Origin of the sequence: Sorangium sp. So ce362 (assembly GCF_051519845.1) — a bacterium.
In the GTDB taxonomy this organism is placed as follows: Bacteria; Myxococcota_A; Polyangia; order Polyangiales; family Polyangiaceae; genus Sorangium.
Genome location: NZ_CP150332.1, coordinates 9,391,506 through 9,414,028, shown reverse-complemented (window position 1 = coordinate 9,414,028; position 22,523 = coordinate 9,391,506). Strand labels below are relative to the sequence as shown.

General features: G+C 70.4%; 18 protein-coding genes. 6 read left to right on the top strand and 12 right to left on the bottom strand.

The annotated features are described in order from the left end of the window. Positions 1–69: 69 nt before the first annotated feature. From WMF17_RS36295 to WMF17_RS36270, 6 genes are all read right to left on the bottom strand, one after another. Complete coding sequence (locus tag WMF17_RS36295; RefSeq protein ID WP_437597947.1) at positions 70–1,410, bottom strand: hypothetical protein; 1,341 nt, start codon at positions 1,408–1,410, stop codon at positions 70–72. Positions 1,411–1,857: 447 nt separating this feature from the next. Beyond that, positions 1,858–2,262, bottom strand: coding sequence for a hypothetical protein (locus tag WMF17_RS36290; protein WP_437597946.1), 405 nt, complete (start codon positions 2,260–2,262; stop codon positions 1,858–1,860). Between the two features lie 249 nt (positions 2,263–2,511). Further along, positions 2,512–4,071, bottom strand: a complete 1,560-nt coding sequence (locus tag WMF17_RS36285) for an SLC13 family permease (protein ID WP_437645615.1) — start codon at positions 4,069–4,071, stop codon at positions 2,512–2,514. Between the two features lie 174 nt (positions 4,072–4,245). Beyond that, the gene (locus WMF17_RS36280) at positions 4,246–4,941 is read right to left on the bottom strand and encodes a mobilization protein (protein ID WP_437597944.1); all 696 of its coding nucleotides are present in this window, start codon (positions 4,939–4,941) and stop codon (positions 4,246–4,248) included. 443 nt (positions 4,942–5,384) lie between these two features. Then, entirely contained in the window at positions 5,385–6,242 is an 858-nt protein-coding gene (locus tag WMF17_RS36275) for an MBL fold metallo-hydrolase (RefSeq protein WP_437645613.1), read from the bottom strand. After that, positions 6,239–7,423: a thiolase family protein gene (locus WMF17_RS36270; protein ID WP_437645611.1), complete on the bottom strand. Its 1,185-nt coding sequence runs from the start codon at positions 7,421–7,423 to the stop codon at positions 6,239–6,241. Before WMF17_RS36270 ends, WMF17_RS36275 begins: the two co-directional genes overlap by 4 nt. 361 nt (positions 7,424–7,784) lie before the next feature. Between WMF17_RS36270 and WMF17_RS36265 the strand changes: the two genes are divergently transcribed. Continuing rightward, complete coding sequence (locus WMF17_RS36265; RefSeq protein ID WP_437645609.1) at positions 7,785–8,357, top strand: peroxiredoxin; 573 nt, start codon at positions 7,785–7,787, stop codon at positions 8,355–8,357. A 394-nt stretch (positions 8,358–8,751) separates the two neighbouring features. Beyond that, complete coding sequence (locus WMF17_RS36260) at positions 8,752–10,869, top strand: glycosyl hydrolase (protein ID WP_437645607.1); 2,118 nt, start codon at positions 8,752–8,754, stop codon at positions 10,867–10,869. Between the two features lie 13 nt (positions 10,870–10,882). Here the strand turns inward: WMF17_RS36260 and WMF17_RS36255 are convergent, their stop codons facing one another. From WMF17_RS36255 to WMF17_RS36235, 5 genes are all read right to left on the bottom strand, one after another. Continuing rightward, positions 10,883–12,628 (bottom strand): class II glutamine amidotransferase, encoded by a 1,746-nt coding sequence (locus WMF17_RS36255; protein WP_437597939.1) that lies wholly within the window; start codon positions 12,626–12,628, stop codon positions 10,883–10,885. 20 nt (positions 12,629–12,648) lie between these two features. Further along, positions 12,649–13,683, bottom strand: coding sequence for an alpha-E domain-containing protein (locus WMF17_RS36250; RefSeq protein WP_437597938.1), 1,035 nt, complete (start codon positions 13,681–13,683; stop codon positions 12,649–12,651). After that, entirely contained in the window at positions 13,680–15,278 is a 1,599-nt protein-coding gene (locus WMF17_RS36245; protein ID WP_437645605.1) for a circularly permuted type 2 ATP-grasp protein, read from the bottom strand. The genes WMF17_RS36250 and WMF17_RS36245 overlap by 4 nt, the downstream gene beginning before the upstream one ends. Before the next feature lie 85 nt (positions 15,279–15,363). After that, positions 15,364–15,831 carry a response regulator gene (locus WMF17_RS36240; RefSeq protein ID WP_129579215.1) on the bottom strand — a complete coding sequence of 156 codons (468 nt, stop codon included), beginning with the start codon at positions 15,829–15,831 and terminating at the stop codon, positions 15,364–15,366. Between the two features lie 328 nt (positions 15,832–16,159). Then, the gene (locus WMF17_RS36235) at positions 16,160–18,016 is read right to left on the bottom strand and encodes a chloride channel protein (RefSeq protein ID WP_437645603.1); all 1,857 of its coding nucleotides are present in this window, start codon (positions 18,014–18,016) and stop codon (positions 16,160–16,162) included. 263 nt (positions 18,017–18,279) lie between these two features. Between WMF17_RS36235 and WMF17_RS36230 the strand changes: the two genes are divergently transcribed. After that, entirely contained in the window at positions 18,280–18,648 is a 369-nt protein-coding gene (locus tag WMF17_RS36230; protein WP_437597935.1) for a hypothetical protein, read from the top strand. 99 nt (positions 18,649–18,747) lie between these two features. Continuing rightward, positions 18,748–19,134, top strand: coding sequence for a hypothetical protein (locus tag WMF17_RS36225; RefSeq protein WP_437597934.1), 387 nt, complete (start codon positions 18,748–18,750; stop codon positions 19,132–19,134). A gap of 30 nt (positions 19,135–19,164) precedes the next feature. Here WMF17_RS36225 and WMF17_RS36220 read toward each other — a convergent pair whose 3' ends face one another. After that, positions 19,165–19,875, bottom strand: a complete 711-nt coding sequence (locus tag WMF17_RS36220) for a hypothetical protein (protein ID WP_437597933.1) — start codon at positions 19,873–19,875, stop codon at positions 19,165–19,167. Positions 19,876–20,276: 401 nt separating this feature from the next. Here WMF17_RS36220 and glgC point away from each other — a divergent pair, with 401 nt between their 5' ends. Both glgC and WMF17_RS36210 read left to right on the top strand, forming a co-directional pair. Continuing rightward, positions 20,277–21,545 (top strand): glucose-1-phosphate adenylyltransferase, encoded by a 1,269-nt coding sequence (gene glgC / locus WMF17_RS36215; RefSeq protein WP_437597932.1) that lies wholly within the window; start codon positions 20,277–20,279, stop codon positions 21,543–21,545. Between the two features lie 248 nt (positions 21,546–21,793). Further along, positions 21,794–22,489 (top strand): metallophosphoesterase, encoded by a 696-nt coding sequence (locus tag WMF17_RS36210; protein WP_437597931.1) that lies wholly within the window; start codon positions 21,794–21,796, stop codon positions 22,487–22,489. Positions 22,490–22,523: the final 34 nt, after the last annotated feature.

The following is a 22,523-nucleotide window of genomic DNA, read 5'->3' as shown; positions in this document are numbered from 1 at the left end:
TCGAGTTGACCGGGGCGCCGCGGTCGGGAGCGACCGGGACAGCTCCAGCGCGCTCCGGCGCGTGGGCCGTCAGAACTGGTAGATGCCGCCCGTCTCGACGCCCCAGCCCAGGCGGTCGGCGTCCGTCTGCGCTGCGTCGTCAGGGCCGAGCTTGTGGCGCGTGAGCATCACGGAAGGTTCGAGCACGATCGAGAGCCCCTTCATGGGCGCGAAGGCGTAGCCCCCGCGCACGGTCACGTTGCGCTCGAAGCCGGGGCCATTGCCGCCCACGCGCGCGAGAGGGGTGGCCGGCGCTTCGGCCGTCGCCGCTCTCGCGGGCGTGTAGCCGAGCCGCATGTCGTCGGTGTTGAGCACCATCGCGGCCCCCGCGACGAGGTGCACAGAGTGGCGTTCGAGGAACGTGAGCTTCCCCGACACCCAGCCGCCTACCTCGGTGACGTCGTTCGTGCTGTAGCCCTGCCCGAGCGTCAGGAGGCCCAGGTTGGCGAGGTTCTGACCGCCGTACGCTTCGGCCCGCACGTTCAGCGGCCCGGACGTGACCTCGGCGAACAGGTTGCCACCCACCGCCAGCCGCCCCTCTTCGGTCGGCAGGTTCGCGTCGAAGGCCAGCTGCGTGCCGATCAGCGAGGCGCCCACCCATGCGGCCTTCTCGGCGCGATAGCTCGCACGCAGCGCGAAGGTGGGCGTGCGCGAGTACTCGACGTTGTTGAGGATGGCCGTGACGTTCTGGCTGACCAGACCGAGCGCGGCGCCCACCTCGACGCTGCCGAGGTTCGCGAGGTAGATGAACTGGTGACGCACGAAGCCCGAGTTTCCGGACTGAAAGAGCCCACCCACGATGTTGTACGTGTGCGTGTTCAGCGGCGAGAACAGATCCCAGGCCTGACCGAGCGTGAGCTTGTGCCCGTCGGCAGGAGACCACTCCACGTAAGCCTGACGCATGCGAAGGGTCGTCGCCTGAGCCGGCGAGGACTTGGCGAAATCCACGAAATCGACCTCGACCTGCGCCTTCACGGGCGTGCCCTCCCCGACGGCCACGCCAATGCGCGTCTGCTGCGCCTGAAAGCTCAGGCCGACGGCATCTGGATGGGAGAGGAACAGCGGGTTCGCCGCGGCCGTGGGGGCGACGTAGTTCGGGTTGCCGAAGGACTCGAGGCCGTTCCCCACGACGATCGTGGGCTTGACGATGCCGTAGACACGCACGAGAGGCTTGTCTTCGGCCTTCTTCTGCTCGACCGGAGGAGGCGCAGAAGGAGGCTCCACCACGGGGGGCAGCGCGGTCGCCGGCTCGGCTGGCGCAGCCTGCTGAGGCGGATCTGCCGTTTGCGCTTCGCTCGTGGCCGGCGCAGCAACTCCGGCCAGCGCGAGCGAGACGACAAGAGTTGCGCTAGGCGTCTTCCAGGTGCTCATGAAAAATCTCCTCTGGCGGTGAATCGGGTACGCGGGTTCAGTCCGGGTCACGTCTCGTGGAGGTCGGCGTCGATGCGGGGATCCCCGGTCTTGTGGAGGAAACAACCGCCGCGATCAACGTCACCATGAAGACTAAGATGGGATAAATAAGGCCCGTGTAGATGGTGCCAGTCCCGAACGTGGTCGTGGCCCAGGTCGACGCGGTGATGGCGATCAGAGGCAAGGCGCCGCCGACCCAGCCATTGCCCAGGGGCAGGGGATGGACATGGAGGTGCGGCGGATCTTTGTGGGGAAGCGCTCCACGAGGAACGCATGGGGGGCTCCCGAGAGCAGGGACCGCGCAATGCAATTCCAGCATACCAAGAATTTCAGCGGGGGCTCGAGGTATGACACGAGCCCATACTACCGAATTTCTCGGATTGCCAACAAATGCCGCGGCTTGTCGCTCTAGGAAGACTGGTCGATTTCCCGCAGCGTGTCGCGGAGCGCCCGGGCCTCGGCCCCCTCGAGGACCATGGACGCTGACAGGTACGTGGGCACGTGTTCGCGATACTCCACGGGCTGGAAGGCGGCGAAGGCACCGGACGCTGTGTAGGCGAGATCCAGGCGCACGGCGGAGGTGTCCGGCTCGCCCTCATCGTCGAGGGCGAAGGGGAGCTTCGCGATGGCGGCGAAGTCCCGCCTCTCCAGGGCGGCGGTGAGGGCATCGGCGGAGCAGGTGAAATAGCGGAAGCCTTCCTCCACCTTCTCACCCGTGGGGGTGTAGACAAGCTCGCTCAGGATCAGCCACTTGCGACGGGTGGTGAAGCGAGGATCGGCGCGAAGGAAGTCGGACAGGTCTTTGATCTCCATGATCCGTTCATACCGCAACCGGGCCCGGAAGTCTCCTATCATTCATCTCCGGTGGGATCTCCCGAACCCACGTTTCGCGCCTGGGACAATCCCCCTATCGTCTCCGGTCCCTTGCGTCCCCCGCGCCCCTGCGGTCCTCTTTATCTCCCGTCATCTCCCGTCGTCTCAATGCCCCGCGATCATCGGACGATGGGGAGCGAAGCGCCGTCGCGTGCTCACCCTCGGTTCACCCGGACCGGGGGCAATGGGTTAGCTGCCAAACAGGTGACGCGCGTAGCCGTACACATAGGCCGTGATGAGCACGGCGGCGGCGACGTTGAGGACGAAGCCCGTCTTGATCATGACGGGGAGCCGCACGTAGCCGCTGCCGAACACGATGGCGTTGGGCGGCGTGCCGGTGGGCAGCATGAAGTCGCAGGACGCGGCGATCGTGGCCGCGAACAGCACCCCGAGATCCCGAGGGAGCACGTTGAGGGCGACGTTCACGGTCGCGGTGTTGGACGCCAGCGCCGACAGCGCGACCGTGGCCCCGCTGGCGAGCCCGAGCTGCGCGAGCAACGGCGCTTCCGCGACGACCGCGAGCTTCGCGGTCATCCACGCGGAGAGCCCGCCCCCCTCGATACCGGCCGCCATCGCGAAGCTGCCGCCGAGCAGGACGAGCGTGCCCCACGGCATCCGCCGCACCGAGGCAAACGAGAGGGCGCGCAGGGCGAGCAGGCTGAACGCCGCCAGGAGCGCCACGCCCGCCTCGTAGTGCTTGCCCTGCACCCTGAAGCCGGCCGCGGAGCCCGACCCGAGCGCCGCGCCGAGGCCCTGCAGCGCTGCCTGGAGCGGCGGGGCGAGCACGGCGCGCAGCGGGTCGCCGAGGATCCAGAGCGCGCTCGCCGCCGCGAAGACGACGGCGACCTTCTTCTCCCCGCGGCCCATCGGGCCCATCGCCGCGAGCTCGAGGTCGAGCACGTCGCGCGCGTGGCCGGCGCCGAGCCCGTCCCGCTTGCCCACGCGCCAGAGGGCGAGCCAGAGCAGCGGGATGAAGAGGACCACGAACGGCAAGGCGAGCGTCATGTACTCGAGGAAGCCGATGTCACGGTGCAGCTTGTCGGCGAGGAAGCCGCAGAAGATGGAGTTCACGCCGGTGCCGATCTTCGTGCCGATGCCCCCGACGTTGGAGGCGTAGGCCACCCCCAGCATGATCGCGGTCCCGAAATGCGAGAGCCGGCGCCCTCCAGCGGCGGACTCCAGCTGCGCGAGCAGGGCGAGGCCGATCGGGACCATCATCACGGCGGTCGCGGTGTTGGAGATCCAGAGGGAGATGCCGCTCGTCGCGACGAGCATGCCGAGCAGGAGCCGCTTCGGGTCGGTGCCGATGGCCCGCATGATGTGGAGCGCCACCCGCCGGTGCAGGCTCCACTGCTCCATGGCAGCGCCGATCGCCATGCCGCCGAGGAACAGGAAGATATAGGCATCGAGGAACGGCGCGACGGCGCGGGCTGCGTCGCCGGCGGGCCCGCGGCCGAAGACGCCGAGCAGCGGGAAGAGCACGAGCGGCAAGCACGCGGTGTACGCGATGGGGAGCACCTCGAAGAGCCACCACAGCGCCATCCACGCCGCGACCGCGGCCGCGTACGCAGGGCGGTGGCCGTAGCCGGGGAGGGCGTGGAGCCCGCTCGGGATGAGCGCGATCGCGAGGGCGGCGGCCGGGCCCGACGCGACGCCGAGCCAGCGCAGCGGGCTGAGGCGCAGAGCGGGCGTGCGGCCTCGGCGTGACGCTCCCGGCGGCGTGGCGCAATGGTCGGACTGGCCCTGCATGCCGCGACTCTGGCACAGGCATCTCCCTTCCGCAGAGCTCGTCGTTGGAATCGTGTGAATCGTAAAAATCGTGGGAATCGTAAAAATCGTAGGAAGAGGAGATGACCACCTGAAAACGACGGTGCCGTGCCACCTCGGGCGCCGGGGCGCCCGGCGCGTCGTGACCGCTCACGCTCAGACCACGTCGGCGCGCGTGAGCTGGTCGAACGCGGTCTGCAGCCACACCTTCACGCGCTGGCGATCCATCCTCGTGAAGGTCTCACCCCCGATCGCCGGGTTGTTGACCGCGGCCCAGAAGCTCACGTCGAGGTGATCGATCTTCTGCATGGCGGCCGGGTGCAGCTCGGGCAGGTCGAGGACCACGGCGCCTTGCGCCTGGGCCGCCGCCCGGGTCGGCGAGCGATCGAAGGGCGAGAAATCCTTGCCCCGGCCCTGGTTCCTCACGATGCAGTAGCGCGCCGCCGTCCCGCCGCGCTTGAGCAGCCGATCTAGCGTGAGCAACGAGTCTTTGCCGTCGTCCATCACGTGCCAGAACACGAGCTCGACGCCGCACTCTCGCGCCAGGTCGAGGACCCCCGCCTCCGTGATCCAGGCGAAGAGGGGGCGCTCGCTCTGCGCCGGCAGGTCCACCACCACCCGGCGCTCGGCCTCTGTTGCCAGCGCCATGAGGTCGTCGGCGCTCTCGAAGCGGGTGAGGTCCACCGGCCGGCTGTGCTCGGCATAGTGCCGCAGCAGCGCCCCGTGCGAGCCATCGGCGTCCAGGGCAATGAAGGGGAGCGCGCGATCGATGCAGTACTGGGCGACAAGACGCGCCACCACCGACTTGCCGACGCCGCCCTTCTCGCCCCCGATGAAATGAATCGTGCTCATCGGCGCACCCTAGTTGTCTGCGCTCGCGCGCGCAACGCGGTTCTCGGTCACGGCGCGGTGTCCAGGAGGTTTCGTCGGCGGCGCTCGCGCCGTGGACCTCGCCGTGCTGGGCCGCATCCGTCAACCGTCAGGAGAGCGCTTTCGTGGCGGTCTTCGCCCCAAGGACGTTATCGGCCCAGCGGTCGAGGGTGGCAATGTCCGTGCATGCCTGGATGCGCGCGCTCTCGCTCTCGGTGAGCACGATCCCTCCACGGGCAAGCAGCTGCCGCAGCGTGCGATGAATGGGAGCGAATCGGTGACCCGCGCCCGCCCCGGGGTGGTGGTCAAAGGCATCACGTAAATTGCTTCTCCGCTGCTCGCGACCGAGAGCCGACACGCTCGCTCGGCACAGGCGCGACAACAGGGGAGGATGACGAGGCGTGGACTCCGCGCGCGATCGGGCGTCATTCCGCGTCGCCCGCCGCCCGCCGCCACCCGCCCTCGCCCCGCCGAGCCCGCCCCTCGCGCTCCAGCTTGATCAGGTGCGCCTCAAGGCTCAGCCGCGCGAGCGGCCAGAGCGCCGGCGCCGTGTCCGCGTAGGCGAGCGGCAGGAGCGCATCGAGCGACGCGCCGCCCTCGCCGGCCGCCGCGAGCGCCCCGAGCACCCGCTGCTCGCGCAGCCGCCGGTGCGCGACGTAGCGCCGGAACAGGGCCTCGGGCGCGTCGATCGGCCCGCCGTGCGCGGGCAGGACCACCTGGGCGCCGAGCGCCGCGAGCCGCTCGAGCTGCGCCAGGTACTCCGCCATGTCGCCCTCCCGGGGATCGATCAGGATCGTCCCCGCGCCGGCCACCATGTCGCCGCAGACAAGGGCGCCCCGCGCCTCGTCGAGGAAGCAGAGGTGATCCGGCGCGTGCCCCGGCGTGTGGAGCACGCGGAGCGCCGTGGGCGCCGGCCCGTCGAGCCGCACAACCTCCCCGTCCGAGAGGTGGCGCGCGACAGGGACGTCGCGGAGGCGCGCGGCCGCCTCGGCGTGCGCCCAGACCGGCAGGCCGAGCTCGGCCGCGAAGAACCGCGCGCCCCCCACGTGGTCGGCGTGGTGGTGGGTCACCGCGATCGCGACGATCACCCGCCCCCCGGAGGCGAGGCCGCGCGCCCACGCGAGCCACGCGCGGCGCTCGTCCTCGTACGGGGTGGCCGGCTCGACGAGCAGCACCTCGCGGCCGCCGAGCGCGTAGCTGTTCGTGTGGGTCGCCGGCGGCAGCGTCGGCGTGCGCGCGGCGAAGGCCTCCACGCCCGGCGCGATGGGCCGCGGCCGGATCACCGCTCCACGACGACCGCGAGCGCCTCGCCGCCGCCGATGCAGAGCGTGGCGAGGCCGCGCTTCGCGTTGCGGTCCTTCATGGCGAAGAGCAGCGTCGTCAGGATGCGCGCCCCGCTCGCGCCGATCGGGTGGCCGAGCGCGACCGCGCCGCCGCGGATGTTGACCTTCTGGGCGTCGAGCCCGGCGAGCTTGTTCACGGCGAGCGCCACCACCGCGAACGCCTCGTTCACCTCGAACAGGTCGATCTGGTCGGTCGTCAGGCCGAGCTTCTTCGTGGTGTTCGCGATCGCCGCGGCCGGCGCCGTCGTGAACCACTCGGGCGCCTGCGCGGCGCCGCCGTAGCCGACGATCCGCGCGAGCGGCGTGAGCTTGTGCTCCTTCACGGCCCGCTCGCTCGCCAGGACGAGCGCGCTCGCGCCGTCGTTGATCGACGAGGCGTTGGCCGCGGTGATCGTCCCGTCCTTCTGGAAGGCGGGCCTCAGCGAGGCGAACTTCTCGGGCTTGCCGGCCGGCGGGCCCTCGTCGTCCTTCACGACCACGGCATCGCCCTTCCTCTGCGGGACGGAGACGGGCGCGATCTCCGCGGCGAACAGCCCCTCGCGCTGGGCCGCGAGCGCCCGGCGGAAGCTCTCCCTCGCGTACTCGTCCTGCGCCTCGCGCGAGAAGCCGTGCTCCCTGGCGCACGCGTCGCCCGCCGTGCCCATGTGGAAGTTGCCGTACGGGTCCCAGAGGCCGTCGTGGATCATGCCGTCCACGAGCTTGCCGTCGCCCATGCGGTAGCCGGAGCGCGCCTGCGGGAGGTAGTAGGGCACGTTGGACATCGACTCCATGCCGCCGGCGACCACGACGTCCGCGTCGCCGAGCGCGACCGTCTTCGCGCCGAAGATGACCGCCTGGAGGCCCGAGCCGCAGACCTTGCTCACCGTGGTGGCCGGGACCTTGCTCGGGATGCCGGCATAGATCGCGGCCTGCCGGGCGGGCGCCTGCCCGATGCCGGCGGACAGAACGTTGCCGAGGAAGACCTCCTCGACGGCGTCCGGAGAGAGCCTCGCCCGCTCGAGGGCCGCCCGGATGGCGACCTCGCCCAGGCGGGGGGCGGGCAAGGGCGAGAGTGCACCCTGGAACGCGCCGATCGGCGTCCGGGCCGCTGCGACGATGTACACGGGGACGGGTAGGGTCATGATCTCCTCCAGCGGCGCTGGCGCCTTCTCATTCAATGACGCCGTCGAGCGCGTCGTGCGAATGTGCCTTGTGGGTACCTCGGTTGCCCTGGGGGGGCAAGCCGGCCCGGGGCGCTGCTCTTCTGCCTGCACGCGCGCAGCCCGACAGCGTTCGCCGCTCCACATCGGCTCGCCCGCCGCCGCCCCCGACGGCCGGGCGGGCGCCGTGGGACGGGATCCACGCCCCACCCGAGCCGGATCCGGGCCGGCGCGCCCGGGGCAGTCTTGTGGTACGCCGGCGACGTCGCGTGTATCGTGCGCGCCGCGGGGCCGGAGGGGGTCAGTCCTCCCTGCGCCCGCTCAGACAAGGAGCGAACGAGCGATGGTGAATGCAGGCGACCGTGCCCCGGACTTCTCCCTCGAGAGCGACGGCGGCAAGAGGGTGGGACTCGCCGATTTTCAGGGCAAGACGGTCGTCCTCTACTTCTATCCGAAGGACGACACGCCGGGCTGCACGCGGGAGGCACAGGCCTTCTCCGCCGCCCTCGACGCGTTCGCCGAGGCAGGCGCCGTCGTGCTCGGCGTCTCCCGCGACTCCGTCGATCGCCACCGGAAGTTCAGGGACAAATACGATCTCGGGGTGACGCTCCTCAGCGATCCGGACCTCGTCGCGCACAACGCTTACGGCGCCTACGGCGAGAAGACGATGTACGGCAAGAAGGTGATGGGCACGATCCGGAGCACGTTCATCATCGGTCCCGACCGCGAGGTGAAGCACGCCTTCAGCGGTGTGAAGGTCGACGGACACGCCGACGCCGTGCTCGCGCTCGTGCGCGGCGGCGGCGCGCCCGAGGCGCCGCCCGCGCGCCGCGCGGCCGCGACGAGCGCGGCCAAGGCGCCCGCGAAGAAGGCCGCCCGCAAGGCGCCCGCAAAGCCCGCTGCCAAGCCCCGATAAGGGGTTGCCCGACGGCCGGGCCCCGACATGAAGGCGGGGCGGTCGGGAGAAAAGCACCAATTATTTCGGTGCTTTATCGCCTTCATGCGAGCTCCCTCCGGGCAGACGCGATCACGACCGGCGGACAACGACGTAGCCGACTCGCGGCGTGCGCGCCGGCGATCGCCTGATTGATGGCGTCGCGGGGGCCTCCGCGCGCCGGCGGCCGCGCTCGCCAGGCTGGACGGGTCCCGCGCTTCGTGAAAGAATCTTGCTCCGTTGCTTGCAGATCGATGAAAATACCACGACGCCAGGGCTCATCTCTCGATCCGCTTCACATCAGATGGAGCGATGAGCGCTGGAGCGAGGGAGCAGGAGAATGATTTTGAAGCATCCGATGCTACGGACTTTCACTTTGCTGAGTTGCCTCGGCGCGATTGTCGCCTGCGGCGGCGATGACCCTCCTCCTCCGCCGCCGCCGGTCAATAACGACGGGGGCGGCGGCGGGGGCGGCGCGGGGGGCGAGGGCGGCTCCGGCGGCGTGCCGATCGAGACGTGGGACCTCGACCGCGGCAAGGCGCTGTCGACCGTCGAGCCGGAGTTCGAGCAGGCGCAGCACCCGCTCGATCCGGGCGCCGCCCTGGCCGGCTCCAGGGCCCCGCGCGCCACGAACGCCACCTGGATGAACTTCGTGCTCGGCGACGGCGATCAGCGGATCAACGCCGCGCCGTACGACCTCAAGGCGCTCGGACAGGCCCTGTCCGTCGCCCGGCCGCCCGTCGTGGTGAACAGCACGGCCGTCACGACGGCCGATATGTCGCAGTTCGGCCTCAGCGCGCGCGAGGCCTTCTCCAGCCATGCGGTCACGTCGTACGATCTCCTGTCGGTCACCGTGGCGTGGACGGCGCAGGGCGGCACCATGACGGCGCCCATCGTCTACGGGATGCCGTACGTGACGACCACGTACGCCGGGCTCCGGCCCTCCGTGCGCGTCGGCGACGGCGTGGCGATCACCGAGGTCAACGGCGAGTCCACGAGCCCCACCGAGGTCACGGGGGATCGATTCGAGATCTCCCTCAACAACGGCCAGAAGTGGGTCCTCTATGCGTTCCCCGAGATCACCCTCGAGTGGGACGCCCTCTCCATGGCGGCTGACGAGAAGTACGAGGGCTCGCTCCGCCTCGCGCTTGTGCCGGGGCCGAACGCCGCGGCCGAGCTCGACGAGCACGCCGCCGTCATCCCTGTCGGCGGCGACATCGAGGCGTCGGTCAAGGAGGACACCGCCTCGGTGCGCTTCGTCTGGAGGACGGAAGGGGAGGGCGATCTCCTGACCATGGCCCTGCCGCACCACATGAAGCACCTCGACAAGCTGCAGACCGCAGACATCTCGTATCCGACCGTGATCGGGAAGATGACGGGAGTCTCCGGCGCGACCTGGGAGCTCGTGTACCCGCTCAGCACGATCGGCTGGGACGCGCCGCGCCGCGCCTCGGACGAGTGGGGCGACGCCCTGGTGGACGCCCTCGAGGACGACAGGACGTTCACGCCCGACCAGGCGGTCGTCGGCACGGACCCCTATCTCGGGGGCAAGCAGATCGCGAAGCTCGCGCGCCTCGCGCAGATCGCCGAGGTGGTCGGCAAGGCGGATCTCGCCGAGGAGCTCAGGGCGCGGCTCAAGTCGCACCTCAACCCGTGGCTCAACGGCGAGAACGCGAACCCCCTCGTCTATGACACGACCTGGGGCGGCCTCGTGACGACCAACGGCCTGGCGGACGAGACCGCCGACTTCGGCCAGGGGTATTACAACGATCACCACTTCCACTACGGCTACTTCCTCTACGCCGCGGCCGTCCTGGCGAAGTACGACGCGAACTGGCGCGACGAGTACGGCGACAAGGCCCTCTGGCTCGTCCGCGACATCGCGAACCCGAGCACCAAGGACACGAGTTTCACGCCGTTCCGCAGCATGGATTGGTACAGGGGGCACTCCTGGGCTTCGGGGTTGTTCCCGTTCGCGGACGGCCGTAACCAGGAGTCGACGTCCGAGGCCGTCCACGCCTGGTACAGCATGCAGCTGCTCGGCGACGCGCTCGAGAACGACGACGTGAAGAACATCGGCCGGGTGCTCCTCGCCCTGGAGACGGCCTCCGCGCAGACGTACTGGCAGGTCACCTCGGACAGCACCGTCTACGATGTGCCATTCAAGGACAACGGCGCCGTCGGCGTCCTCTGGTCCACGAAGGCCGACTTCAGGACGTGGTTCGGGACGAACCCGGAGTACGTCTATGGCATCCAGGTGCTCCCGATCACCCCCATCTCGGAGTCGCTCCTCTCCAAGACCTGGATCACGGACACCTGGCCGGCGATGGAAGCTGCCATGAGCGGACCGGACGACGCCTGGAACGCCTTCCTGATCGCGGCGCACGCGACCGTCGACAAGGAGGTGGCCTGGGCCGAGGCACAGGAGCAGACCGTGCTCGACGACGGCCTCAGCCGGACCGCGCTCCTCTACTGGATCGCCACGCGGCCCTGAGCCGCGCTCTCCCTCAATCGATCGGCTCGACCCGCACGTCGACCTCGAGGCGCTCGGCGCCACCCCCCACGAAGATGGTGCCCGAGGTCGGCGTCGCGTCCACGTAGTTGCGCCCGACCGCGACGCGGATGTGGTCGGTCTGCGTCAGGATCCCGTTCGTCGGGTCGAACCCCTTCCACCCGATCTCGGGCAGATACACCTGCGCCCAGGCGTGCGACGCTTCGCTCTGCCGGTGGTTCTCGTGCTTCGGCCCCGTGTAGATGTAGCCGCACACGTAGCGCGACGGCACGCCGAGCAGCCGCGTCAGGCAGATGAACAGGTTCGCGAAGTCCTGGCACACGCCGCGGCGGTTCGCGTAGACGTCGAACGCCGTCGTGGACAGGTTCGTCGCCCCCTGCTTGTACTCGTACTCCTCGTAGATCGACGCGTTCAGGTCGAGCAGCGTGTCGAGCAGGTCGTAGTCGTTCCGCTCGACGAAGGTCATCGCGTACTCGCTGAGCTCCGCGAGCTCGCTCTCCGCCAGCTCCGGCGGCAGGAGGAACGGCTGCAGGATCTGCCGCTGCCACGGCATCCACACGAGCGGGATCGTCGACCGGGCGCGCAGCGGGCGGAAGCTCAGCGGATCGGTGTCGAGCAGCTCCACCCGCGACCTCGACTCGATGACGAGCTCCCTGAACGGCGTCTCGAGCAGCACCCGCCGCGCGCGGTTGCCGAAGACGTCGTCGTACTCGCGCTGCTTGCCCTCGACCGACAGGTCGATCTCGTTGTGGAGCAGCGCCTGCAGCCGGTCGTGCGCCGGCGTCACCCGCAGGAGGTGCGTGCTGCGCTCCACCGCGGTCATGTAGTGGTACGCCGTGCGATGCACGACCTGGAAGCGGCGGATCGAGGCGTGCTTGGGGCGCCGGACCGGCCGCGACGAGAGCGGCGGCGAGGACGGGGACGGCCGGCGCCGGTCGATGCGCGGAGACGCCGTGGCCCGCAGCGCGCCCTGCCGCAGCACCACGAGGTGGCCCGGAGGGACGCGCGCCCAGGCCGCCGGCTGCGCCCCGGCATGGACCTTGAGCTCCTCCGACGAGACGATGACGCCCTTGCGGCTCTTGACCCCCCGGCGGGTGAGGTCGACCTCGAGGTCGTCGTCCCCGAACGCGAGGCGCTCGTACGGCGGCAGCACCTCCCACAGGAACGCGTCCCCCTCGCGATCGCGATCCGCGTAGACGACGAGGTCGCGGCCGTCGGCCAGCACCGACGTGAGCGGGCCGTGCTCGTTCATCTCGTCGAACCAGTCGCGCAGCACCGCAGGATCGATGTCGCCGAGGCTCCGCAGGCCCTCCGACGCCATCCAGCGCATGAGCTCGCACAGGATGAGCTCCGTGTCCGTTGAGCCGACCGGCTGGAAGAGCGACTTCGGATCGACCTCGATCCGGTCGACAAGGCTGCCGCTGTGCGCGAACAGCCAGTCGCGCCCGCCCCAGCTCCGGCTGAACGGCTGCGTGTTGGCGTCGTTGATGCTGCCCCACGTCGCCGTGCGGATGTGCAGCACGAGCAGCGACGACTCGAGGTGCTCCCACGCCTTCACGAGCTCGCTGCGGATGCTCCCCTGCGGCGGCGCCGGCTCCTTCAGCACCGTGGCGCTCGGCTCTCCGCCCGGGTAGTACCCGATGCCCCAGCCGTCGGGCAGCCTGCCCCCGGGGCGCAGGCAGAGGAGATCGAAACACGGGGCGAGCTCGCCCTCGAACGACATCGCGAGGAGATTCGGCATGGATACGTCGGCGGGTCGGGTTACTGGCTCGTGACCGAGGGGCTGCTGTCGGGCGGCCCGTAACCGAGCAGCTCGCGACCGATACCGTCGCAGATCGTGGCTGTCTCGTCGACCACATGGGTGAGCGCCGCGTGGACCGAGAGCGGATCGAGCGCCTCGCTCGCCCTGTCGGCGACCCACTGGTGCAAGAGGTGCAGCCGCTCCACGCTCTCGCCCCCGGGGAGCGTCGCGCTCTCCGGCGGGCGGATCTCGCAGAGCCGCACGAACGCCGCGTGCACACAGTGCCGGATCGAGCGCGGGAAGCGGGGCTCGAAGAGGAGGAACTGTGCGACTGCCTGCGCGTTCACCTGACCCTGGTTCAGCTTCATGAACGGCTCGAACCCGGAGCAGGCGCGGAGGAGCGAGAGCCAGAGCGCGGTCTCGACCACCCGGTGCTGCCTGGACTCGCCGCCCTGCGCCTGGCCGTTGCTGTCCGACGCAGGCCGCTCCAGGTGGGTCAGGGCGTGGTGGTGGACGTCGAGCGTGCGCGCGGTCTGCCCGACGCGCTCGAGCAGCACGCCGAGCCAGATGAAATCGAGCGGGCCGTCGTGGAGCATCGTGCTCTGGGTGAGCCCGAGGCAGAGCTGCGTGAGCTGCCGGACGCGCCGGTAGAACGCGTAGCGGCTCGACCTGAACTCCTCCAGCGCCTGCTCGCTGTTCATCCAGAGGTGGAGCTCGTTGACGGTCTCCCACGCCTCGAGGCTGACGACCTCGCGGATCGACCGCGCGTTGAAGCGCGCCGCGGAGCTCGACCTGCGGAGGCTCGTCGTGTTGTCCTCGTCGAAGCTCATGTAGCGCTGCACGAGCTCGCCGTCGGCCGCGGCGTCCTCGCCGTGCTCGGCGGCGAAGTGCTCCTTCTGGCCGGCCACGATGATGACCGGCAGCCAGCACTGCTGCTCCGAGAGCTCGGTGTCGAGCGCGAGGTTCTGCGTGACGGCGAGGATCCGGGCCACGCTCTCGGTCCGCTCGAGGTAGCGGCCGAACCAGAAACAGTGATCGGCGACGCGGGAGATCACAGGGCCTCCGGGGGGTCGGAGGGCGGCGGCGCGGAGGGCGGCGGCGTGCTGGGCGGGCCGTTGCTCGCGGCCCCGGGGGCCGGGTCCGCGGCGCCCACCGACGGGGCGCGCTGCTCGACGTCCCACGGGCCCTTCAGCACCCACGTGTCCTTCGAGCCCCCGCCCTGGCTGGAGTTGACGACGTACGAGCCGGCCACGAGCGCGACGCGCGTGAGCCCGCCCGGCAGCACCCACGGGCCGTCGCGGCCCGTCAGCACGTACGGGCGGAGGTCGAGCCGGCGCGGGACCGCGACCCTGGAGGCCGGATCCCAGGTGGGGCTTGTCGACAGCTCGATCCGGTGCTGCGCGATGTAGCGGCGCGGCGCCGCCTCGATGCGCGCGCGGAACTCCTCCCGCTGCGCGGCGGTCGACTGCGGCCCCATGAGCATGCCGTAGCCGCCGGCCTCGTCCACCGCCTTGACGACCAGCTCGTCGAGGTGCTCGAGCACGTAGCGGCGATCGCCGTCGCGCATGCACAGGTAGGTGGGGACCTGCTCGAGGATCGGCTCCTCGCCGAGGTAGTAGCGGATCATCTCCGGCACGAAGGGGTACACGGCCTTGTCGTCGGCCACGCCGTTGCCGGGCGCGTTCGCGAGCGCGACGTTGCCGGCGGCGTAGGCGCGCATCAGGCCGCGCACGCCGAGCAGGCTGTCGGGGCGGAAGGCCTCGGGGTCGAGGAACGCCTCGTCGATGCGACGGTAGATGACGTGGACCCGGCGCGGGCCGCGCGTCGTGCGGGCGAAGACCTGATCCTGATCGACGAACAGGTCGGGGGCCTGCACGAGCTCCAGCCCCATCGTGCGCGCGAGGAAGCTGTGCTCGAAGTAGGCCGAGTTGTACGGCCCCGGCGTGAGCACGACCGCGCTCGTGCCGCTCGGGTCCACGGGCGAGACCGAGCGCAGCGTCTCGGCGAGGCGGGCCGGGTAATGGTCGACCCGCTGGACGCGCGCCGTGTCGAGCAGGTGCGGCAGCACGCGCTTGCTGATGAGCCGGTTCTCCAGGACGTAGGAGACGCCGGACGGGGTGCGGAGGTTGTCCTCGAGGACGCGGAAGGTCCCGGCCGGATCGCGGATGATGTCGACGCCCGCGATGTGGATGCGCACCCCGCCCGGGGGCCGCAGGCCGTGGACCTGCTTCAGGTACTGCCCCGAGCCGAGCACGAGGTCGCGGGGGATGCGCTCCTGCTGGAGGATGCGCTGGTCGCCGTAGATGTCGTCGAGGAACAGGCCGAGCGCGCGGACCCGCTGCTCGAGGCCGCGCTCCATGTGGGCCCAGTCCGCCGCGGAGAGCATCCGGGGGATGAGGCAGAGCGGGAAGATCTTCTCCGCGCCGCGCTGGTCCGCGTAGACCGAGAAGGTGACGCCCTGGTTGAGCAGGGCGATCTCCGCGAGCTGCTGCGCGCGCGCGAACTCGTTCGGCGCGAGCGCGCCGAGGAGCGTGGCAGTGCGCAGGAACTCGGGTCGAGGGGCGCCGCCGGGACCAAACAGCTCGTCGTAGGCGCCGGGGAGGGGAGTGTAGCCGGCGAAGAGGCCGGCACCCGGGGTCTCTAACAACACTTGAGCGAAGCTACCGCTTTCGGGCCCTCGAGGTCCATGGGCCAGTTGCGGTTTCTGGAGCGCGCTTCCGCGAGCGGCGGGGGGGCTACTCGGCGCTGAGGATCTGACGCTCTCTGCAATGCGTGAGCTCGTCGACCGCGGCCAGAAACGCGTCGTAGTCGATCGGCTTGGGGAGCACGCGCGCGACACCGAGGCTCGTCGCGTCATGTTTTGAAGACGCGGATGAAACAATGACTGGTATACGCGCGGTCTTCTCGTTGTGCCGGAGCGCCGTGAGCAGGCCCCAGCCGTCCATCACCGGCATCATGATGTCGACGACGAGCAGGTCCGGCGGCGCGATCTGGTCGAGCAGCGCCAGCGCCTCCTCGCCGTTCGAGGCGCAGCGCACCTCGTAGCCGCCCTCGCTCTCCAGGATCATGCTCACGACCTCCTGGATGCTTGGCTCATCGTCGACGACAACCACGAGCTTGGCGCGGCTGTTCGGCGCGCTCGAGCGTGTTCGTACCTCTGCGTTGCGCCGCACCGTCCGACCTCCGAGAGTATCGACAAGCATGCCCATCTCCCCCGCGCGCTCTCCGGATCGAATTCCAGGGATGAACCAGAGTATCCCCCACGCTCCGGGGTCCGTCGCTGCGTGGAATCCAAGATTGCTACCTCAGGAGACTCCCGAAACCGGGCGGGGGCCCTGCTCGCGGGCATTGCGCCCGACACTGTGATCGGGCGCGCGGCGCGACCAGGACATCCGCGCGCGTGCATTCGTGAAGCCCGGGCGTTCGCGGCGCGGCCGCGCGGACGCCGAAAAGCTGGCCTTCTCCCGGGGAGCGTGCCCCGGGCGACGCGCTCGGCGGGCGCCAGCGGCGCGCAGGGGGCGGTCGTCCCTCCTACTGCGGCGACCCTTCCAGCTGCGCCGTGGCGTCGTGGTAGGCGCGCGTGATGTCGGATTCGTCCAGGATGCCGACGATCTTGCCCTCGAGGTCGGTGACCAGGAGCTCGCGCACGCGGAGCTCCAGCAGCACCTGGAGCGCGCGGTGCAGGTCCGCGGTCTCGCTGACCGAGGCGGGGCTCGTCATCATGTCGTGCGCGATCGCGAGCCCCGACAGCTCGGGGCTCGTCGCGGTGGCGCGGAGGATCTCGGCGTCGATGGTGCCGATGACCTTGCCGTCCTCGGAGAGCACCGGGAAGGTGTCCTGCCACTCGCACGCCGCGATGCGCTCGACGACGACCGCGGCGGGCGACCGCGCCTCGAACGAGACGAAAGGACGGCTGCGGATGACGATGTCGGCGACGCGGATGCTGCGGAGCACGTCGACGATGAGATCGTCCCGGTGCGCCGGCGACTCGCGCTTCGTCGCCATCTGCGCGCGGTACAGGGTGCTGTGCCGGAGCGCCACGAAGGCGATGCCCTCGCACAGCATGAGCGGCACCAGCAGGTCGTAGCTGCCGGCGAGCTCGCAGACCATGACGAGCGAGGCGATCGGCACGTGCGCGATGCCTCCGTAGAACGTGCCCATCCCGACGAGCGCGAACGCGCCGGGGTCGATGCGCGGATCGCCGAGGAGGAGCTCCGCCGCGCGCCCGAAGGCCCCGCCCGTGAGGGCGCCGAGCACGAGCGACGGGCCGAAGTCGCCCGCGCTGCCGCCCGAGCCCACGGTGAGCGAGGTCGCGACGATCTTTGTGGCGAGCAGCACGACCAGGAGCTGCACTGCCGTCCACCCGCTCGGCATCCAGGAGGCGCCCGTGATCGCGACCTGGGCCGCGCCGTACCCCGCGCCCAGCAGCCCGAAGCCCTGCCCCGGCCGGTCGAAGCGCGGCCCGAGGAGCATGATCAGCGGGGTCACGAGCGCGCCGAGCGCGAGGCCGCCGAGCGCGGGCTTCGCCCAGATCGGCAGCCGGATCCGGTGCATCGTGTGCTCCACCGTGTGCAGCGTCCGGAGGAACAGCGTGGCCACGAGCGAGACGACGAGCGCGAGGGCGGCGTAGAGGGGGAGGTGCCCCGGGATGAACGGGTAGCGGGGCGCGTGCGCGAAGAGGGTCGACTCGCCGAAGAAGTAGATGAAGACCGAGTAGGAGACGACGCTCGCGAGGATGGAGGGCACGAGCGCGTCGGCCTCGAAGTCGTCGCGGTGCAGCACCTCGACGGCGAGGAGCGCGGCCCCGAGCGGCGTCCGGAACACGGCCGACATGCCGGCGGCGGCGCCCGCGATGAGCAGGATCCGCCGCTCGCGCGCGCCCACCCGGAGGGCGCGCCCGATGATCGAGCCGATCGCGCCGCCGATCTGCATGGTCGGCCCCTCGCGCCCGCCGGACCCGCCGCAGCCGAGCGTGAAGATCGAGGCGAGCGCCTTCACCACCGGGACGCGGCGGCGCATGTTGCCGCCCAGCTGATGGAACGCGTTGATGAAGGCGTCGCCGCCGCCGCCGCGGGTCTCGGGCGCGAGCTTCGCCGTGAGCAGCCCGCCGGCGAGGGCGCCGAGGGCCGGCAGCACGAAGACGAGCCAGGGCCGGAACGGCCCGGTGAACGCGCCCGAGAGCACCGACTCGCCCTTGGCGCGGAGCGGCGCGTAGCCGGTGAGCCTGACGAGGAGCTCGTGCTCGGCGAGCTCGAGGGCGGCGAAGAACAGCGAGCCGGCGACGCCGGCCGTCACGCCGACGAGGATCGCGTGGAGCAGCACCCGACCGACGAGCTGGAACGCGATCAGCCCCTGCGCCCTCGGGATCGGCGTGCGTATTGCCGCCATGCGGCTCGGGCGTGAAGGGGAGTCCTCGGGCGACGACATCATGACCTCGGGGCCCAGACCCCCCCCGCCGATGGGCCTGGCAGGAGCGGTAGCTTCCCTGATCTTCCCGCGGGCTGCTGCCTTAAATCGCCGCCGGGATCGACGCCTCCGGCGCGGACGCTCCGGCGTCGGCTTCCGGTCGGCGCTCCCCCGCTCCATAGCGTGGAAGGAAGCCAGTGGGGGCGCGGTCTCCGGACCGGCCCGAGCGCGGACGAGGTGGAGCCATGACGACCGAGCGGGGCACCGTCGAGTACGGCACCTTCATCACCGGGGACGAGAGCGTCACGATGGGCGACGCGGCGGTCCAGACGACGGACGAGAGCGTCCGCACGACCGCCGAGACCGTGGTCACGCCCGTGGTGGCGCTCGACCTGGCGGCCGAGATCCTGGCGGGCGCGCTGGGTTCGCTGATCGACGCGGACTACGTGCAGGGCAAGACGCACTTCCGGGACGTGCTCTGCGACCGGATCGACATCTCGCAGCTCGAGGCGGAGGAGCTTGTCGACGACATGGAGCGGTCCGGGCGGATCCGCTTCATCGGCGTGGAGGAGGGCCGGGGGTGGCACGTGCAGCACGGGATCGGCGCGCGTTGAGCGCCGGGGCGGCGCGCCGGGAGGCCGCGCGCGCCGTGGTGTCTGCTGGAACAATTCCCTTGCAGGCGTAGTCAAGTCATGGCCTACGTGGAGGCGCGTATGGAGGACGGTACGAAGCCGCGCAAGGCCGTGGTCCCGAGCGCGCCGCCCATTCCGCTCGTGATCGTTGCCGGCTGTCCTGCCGAGTTCGTCGCCGTGTGCCGGGAGGTTGGGGCGCGGCTCGGCGTCGCTGTGCGCGAATGCGATCTGCGCTCGCTCCGGCCGACGATCGCGGCGTCGCAGCCCTACGCGGTCCTCGTGACGGAGGACCTGTACCGGTTCGAGCCGGCGTCGTTCGATTCGCTCATCCGCCAGGCGCCGGCCTCGCTTGTGCGCATCGATGCCCGGGAGGCGCACGACCCGCCGATGCGGCGGCTCCTTATCGACGCCATCTTCGAGTCGGCGGCGGCCGAGCCGGGCAGCGGGATCCGCTCCATCCTCACGTGAGGCGGCGCCCGCTGCGGCGTGGCGGGGGCGTCAGGGCCTGCGCTTCATGCCGGGGAGGGTGGCCTTCTCGGGCGGCGGCTCGAGGTACTCGATCTGCTCCGCCGACAGGATGCCGTACTTCGGGTTGGCCGCGGCGCCGCCGGTCGACTTCGTGAACGTCACGCCGTAGGTGCCGGTGACCTTCACCTTCGCGCCGACCGCCGGGATCGGGTTCGGCAGCTCCTGACCCCAGAACTCGTCGGTGAGCTTCGCCTCGGTCTCCTTGCCGCGCGGCGCCTTGTCGATCGCCTCGATCATGCTGTAGATCTGCGCGAAGTTCGAGGCCCAGCCCATCACCTCGATCACGTCCTTCGTCTCGCCCTTCTCGTCGGCGATCGCGAAGCTCGGGACCGGCGCCTTGCAGTCGGGCGGGTCGCCCTTGCCCGTCTTGTGGACGGCACAGGTCGGGGCGTCCTGGAGGTTCGTCTTGACGATGTAACCGATGATCGAGAGCTTCTTGCCGTTCACGTCCTCGAAATGGACGCGGCTCCGGAGATCGTGCGTGACGCCCCACACCGTGTAGGCGTCGCCCTGCTTCTTGTTCTTCGCGGGGAGCGTCGGCACCGCGGGCAGGGTCGGCTTCCGGCCGCTGAATGCGGGCTTGGCCTGGTAGGGCTGCTCGTCCGTTCCGCACCCTGAAGTGCCCGCGACGAGGACGAGGAGGATGGCAGCGGCGAGGGTTCGACCGAATCGGACGTTCATGGCATCTCCAAGGTCAACGTGACGGGCACATCCGGCAGGAAAGATCCAGCGCTGGAGTAGCCTCCGGACAGCGGTGCACCGCGTGCGGATCAGGCGCCTCTCGCATGCGCGCGCGGCGGCGGAAACGGCTAACACGGCCGCCAGCAGATCGTAAAGAGAAACGGGAACGTCCCCTCTCTTCATCGGGCGGCCATGCGGCGGCGCATCGCGGCGGCGGGCGACGTCCCCCGATCGACGCAGCCCGTCGCGGGGCCGGAAAGGGGGAGCGCGCCGAGGCGCTCAGGGCGCCCAGGAGGCGCCGCGCGCGCGCGCCAGGAGGTCCCCCGGGTTACCTCGAAACCGCGAAGGACGCGTTTCCGCTCTTCGCGCTCGCAACATCGATCGAGTACCCTCTCCGTCCCATGCGCGAGACGACCCTGCGCGCCGCTTTCGAAGCGTCGAAGGTTTTGGTGATGATCCTCGCTGGCGGTGAAGGCCGGCGGCTCGGCCCGCTGACGCACGACCGGGCGAAGCCGGCCGTGCCGTTCGGCGGCCGCTACCGGATCATCGACATCGTCCTGTCGAACTTCGTCAACTCCGGCCTGCACCGAATCAAGATCCTCACGCAGTACAAGAGCGCGTCGCTAGACGAGCACATCGCCCGAGCCTGGCGCCTGTCGCCGATGCTCGACAGCTTCATCGAGACCGTCCCGGCGCAGCAGCGCACGGGCAAGAGCTGGTTCAAGGGGTCGGCCGACGCCGTCTACCAGACCCAGCACGTCATCACGGACGAGTCGCCCGAGCACCTCTGCATCTTCGGCGGCGACCACGTGTACAAGATGGACGTGCGCCAGATGCTGCACGATCACCTGGAGCGCGACGCCGAGGTGACGGTGGCCGCCATCCCGGTGACGAAGGAGGAAGCGCGGTCCTTCGGCGTCATCGAGTGCGACGAGGCGGGGCGCATCATCGCCTTCCACGAGAAGGTGCAGGATCCGCCGAGCATGCCGGGCAGGCCGGGCATGTGCCTCGCGTCGATGGGCAACTACATCTTCAAGACGCCGGCGCTGCTCGACGTCCTCGAGCAGGACGCCGCGACCGAGGACAGCGCGCACGATTTCGGGCGCGACATCATCCCGCGGATGGTGCAGAGCGGCAGCCGCGTCTACGTCTACGATTTCCACGAGAACCGCGTCCCCGGCGAGGACGAGGGCGCGGGGTACTGGCGCGACATCGGGACGATCGACGCGTACTGGGCGGCCCAGATGGATCTGGTCAGCATCCAGCCGGCGTTCAACTTCTACAACCCGCGCTGGCCGATCCGGACGGGCATCAGCCACGATCCGCCCGCCAAGTTCGTCTTCCGCGACGAGGCGAACGCGCGCGTCGGCATCGCGACCGACAGCCTGGTCTCGCTCGGGTGCATCATCTCCGGCGGCCGGATCCACCGGAGCGTGCTCTCGAACCGGGTCCGCGTGAACTCCTTCAGCCACATCGAGGAGTGCGTGCTGTTCGAGGACGTGAAGATCGGGCGCCACGTCAAGCTCCGCCGCTGCATCATCGACAAGGACGTCGAGATCCCCGCCGGCGCCGAGATCGGCTTCAACCTCGAGGAGGACCGCAAGAAGTGGTTCGTCAGCGAGGGCGGGATCGTCGTCATCCCGAAACGCGCGAAGATCGACTCTCCGTAACGCGCCTGACCGGGGCCGCCGGCGCGCCGCGCCGGGCCCCGCGCCCGATCAGCCCGCCCGCCCGGCAGCGACGGCGGAGGCCGATGGGCATTTACAAGTATCGGTAATTACAGGAAAAATGCCGCTCGTGGCGCCCGGCTCCGGTGCGCGCCTCCGCTGGACGAGGGGCGTCGCGGCCGTGCCGGGCTCGGGGGGCGGGGGCCTGGAGAGCCCCCTGGACCGGGCGTCCCTGCTACGTTGGGTGTGCGATGCCGCGCACGATCCTCATCGGTGACGTCCACGGCTGCCGGGATGAGCTGGCGCGGCTGATCGAGCACGTCGGCTTCGCGTCGGGCGATCGGGTGGTCATGGTCGGGGACATGATCGTGCGCGGTCCGGATCCGTGCGGAACGCTCGATTTGCTCCGGGAAATCGGCGCGATCTCGGTGCGGGGCAACCACGAGGATCGGCTGCTCCGGTGGCGCGCCGGGCGCAGCGATCCTCGCGGCGAGCCGCTGGGGGAGCTCTCGAGGGAGACCGCGCAGCAGCTGCGCAAGCGCGACTGGGCCTGGCTCGAGACGCTGCCGTACTGGCTGGATCTGCCGGAGCACGGGCTCCGCGTCGTCCATGCGGGGCTGATCCCCGGGCTGCCGATCGAGCGGCAAGATCCGCACACGTTGATGTACGTGCGCTGTCTCGGCCGCTACGGCGAGCCGGTCGAGCGTCGCGGGGGCAAGACGCTGTGGGGCCAGACCTACCAGGGGCCGCCGCACGTGGTGTTTGGCCACAACGCGCGCAGCGAGCCGCAGATGCACGCGTGGGCGACAGGGATCGACACGGGCGCCGTCTACGGGGGGCGCCTCACCGCGATGGTGCTTCACGACGGCGAGCGCGTTCCGCCGCCGCCGTCGCGCTCCGAGGTGCTCGTCTCGGTCCCGGCGCGCCGCCGCTACGTGGGGCGGTAGAGCGGCGGAGACGGGGGATGTGCTCGCGCGCGGA

Excerpts from the sequence above, each read along its gene's own strand:
- WMF17_RS36270 (WP_437645611.1), bottom strand. The coding sequence starts at position 7,423 with ATGACCCTACCCGTCCCCGTGTACATCGTCGCAGCGGCCCGGACGCCG.
- glgC (WP_437597932.1), top strand. The coding sequence starts at position 20,277 with ATGCGCGAGACGACCCTGCGCGCCGCTTTCGAAGCGTCGAAGGTTTTG.
- WMF17_RS36230 (WP_437597935.1), top strand. The coding sequence starts at position 18,280 with ATGACGACCGAGCGGGGCACCGTCGAGTACGGCACCTTCATCACCGGG.
- WMF17_RS36225 (WP_437597934.1), top strand. The coding sequence starts at position 18,748 with ATGGAGGACGGTACGAAGCCGCGCAAGGCCGTGGTCCCGAGCGCGCCG.
- WMF17_RS36235 (WP_437645603.1), bottom strand. The coding sequence starts at position 18,016 with ATGGCGGCAATACGCACGCCGATCCCGAGGGCGCAGGGGCTGATCGCG.
- WMF17_RS36265 (WP_437645609.1), top strand. The coding sequence starts at position 7,785 with ATGGTGAATGCAGGCGACCGTGCCCCGGACTTCTCCCTCGAGAGCGAC.
- WMF17_RS36290 (WP_437597946.1), bottom strand. The coding sequence starts at position 2,262 with ATGGAGATCAAAGACCTGTCCGACTTCCTTCGCGCCGATCCTCGCTTC.
- WMF17_RS36240 (WP_129579215.1), bottom strand. The coding sequence starts at position 15,831 with ATGCTTGTCGATACTCTCGGAGGTCGGACGGTGCGGCGCAACGCAGAG.
- WMF17_RS36280 (WP_437597944.1), bottom strand. The coding sequence starts at position 4,941 with ATGAGCACGATTCATTTCATCGGGGGCGAGAAGGGCGGCGTCGGCAAG.
- WMF17_RS36255 (WP_437597939.1), bottom strand. The coding sequence starts at position 12,628 with ATGCCGAATCTCCTCGCGATGTCGTTCGAGGGCGAGCTCGCCCCGTGT.
- WMF17_RS36285 (WP_437645615.1), bottom strand. The coding sequence starts at position 4,071 with ATGCAGGGCCAGTCCGACCATTGCGCCACGCCGCCGGGAGCGTCACGC.
- WMF17_RS36210 (WP_437597931.1), top strand. The coding sequence starts at position 21,794 with ATGCCGCGCACGATCCTCATCGGTGACGTCCACGGCTGCCGGGATGAG.
- WMF17_RS36295 (WP_437597947.1), bottom strand. The coding sequence starts at position 1,410 with ATGAGCACCTGGAAGACGCCTAGCGCAACTCTTGTCGTCTCGCTCGCG.
- WMF17_RS36220 (WP_437597933.1), bottom strand. The coding sequence starts at position 19,875 with ATGAACGTCCGATTCGGTCGAACCCTCGCCGCTGCCATCCTCCTCGTC.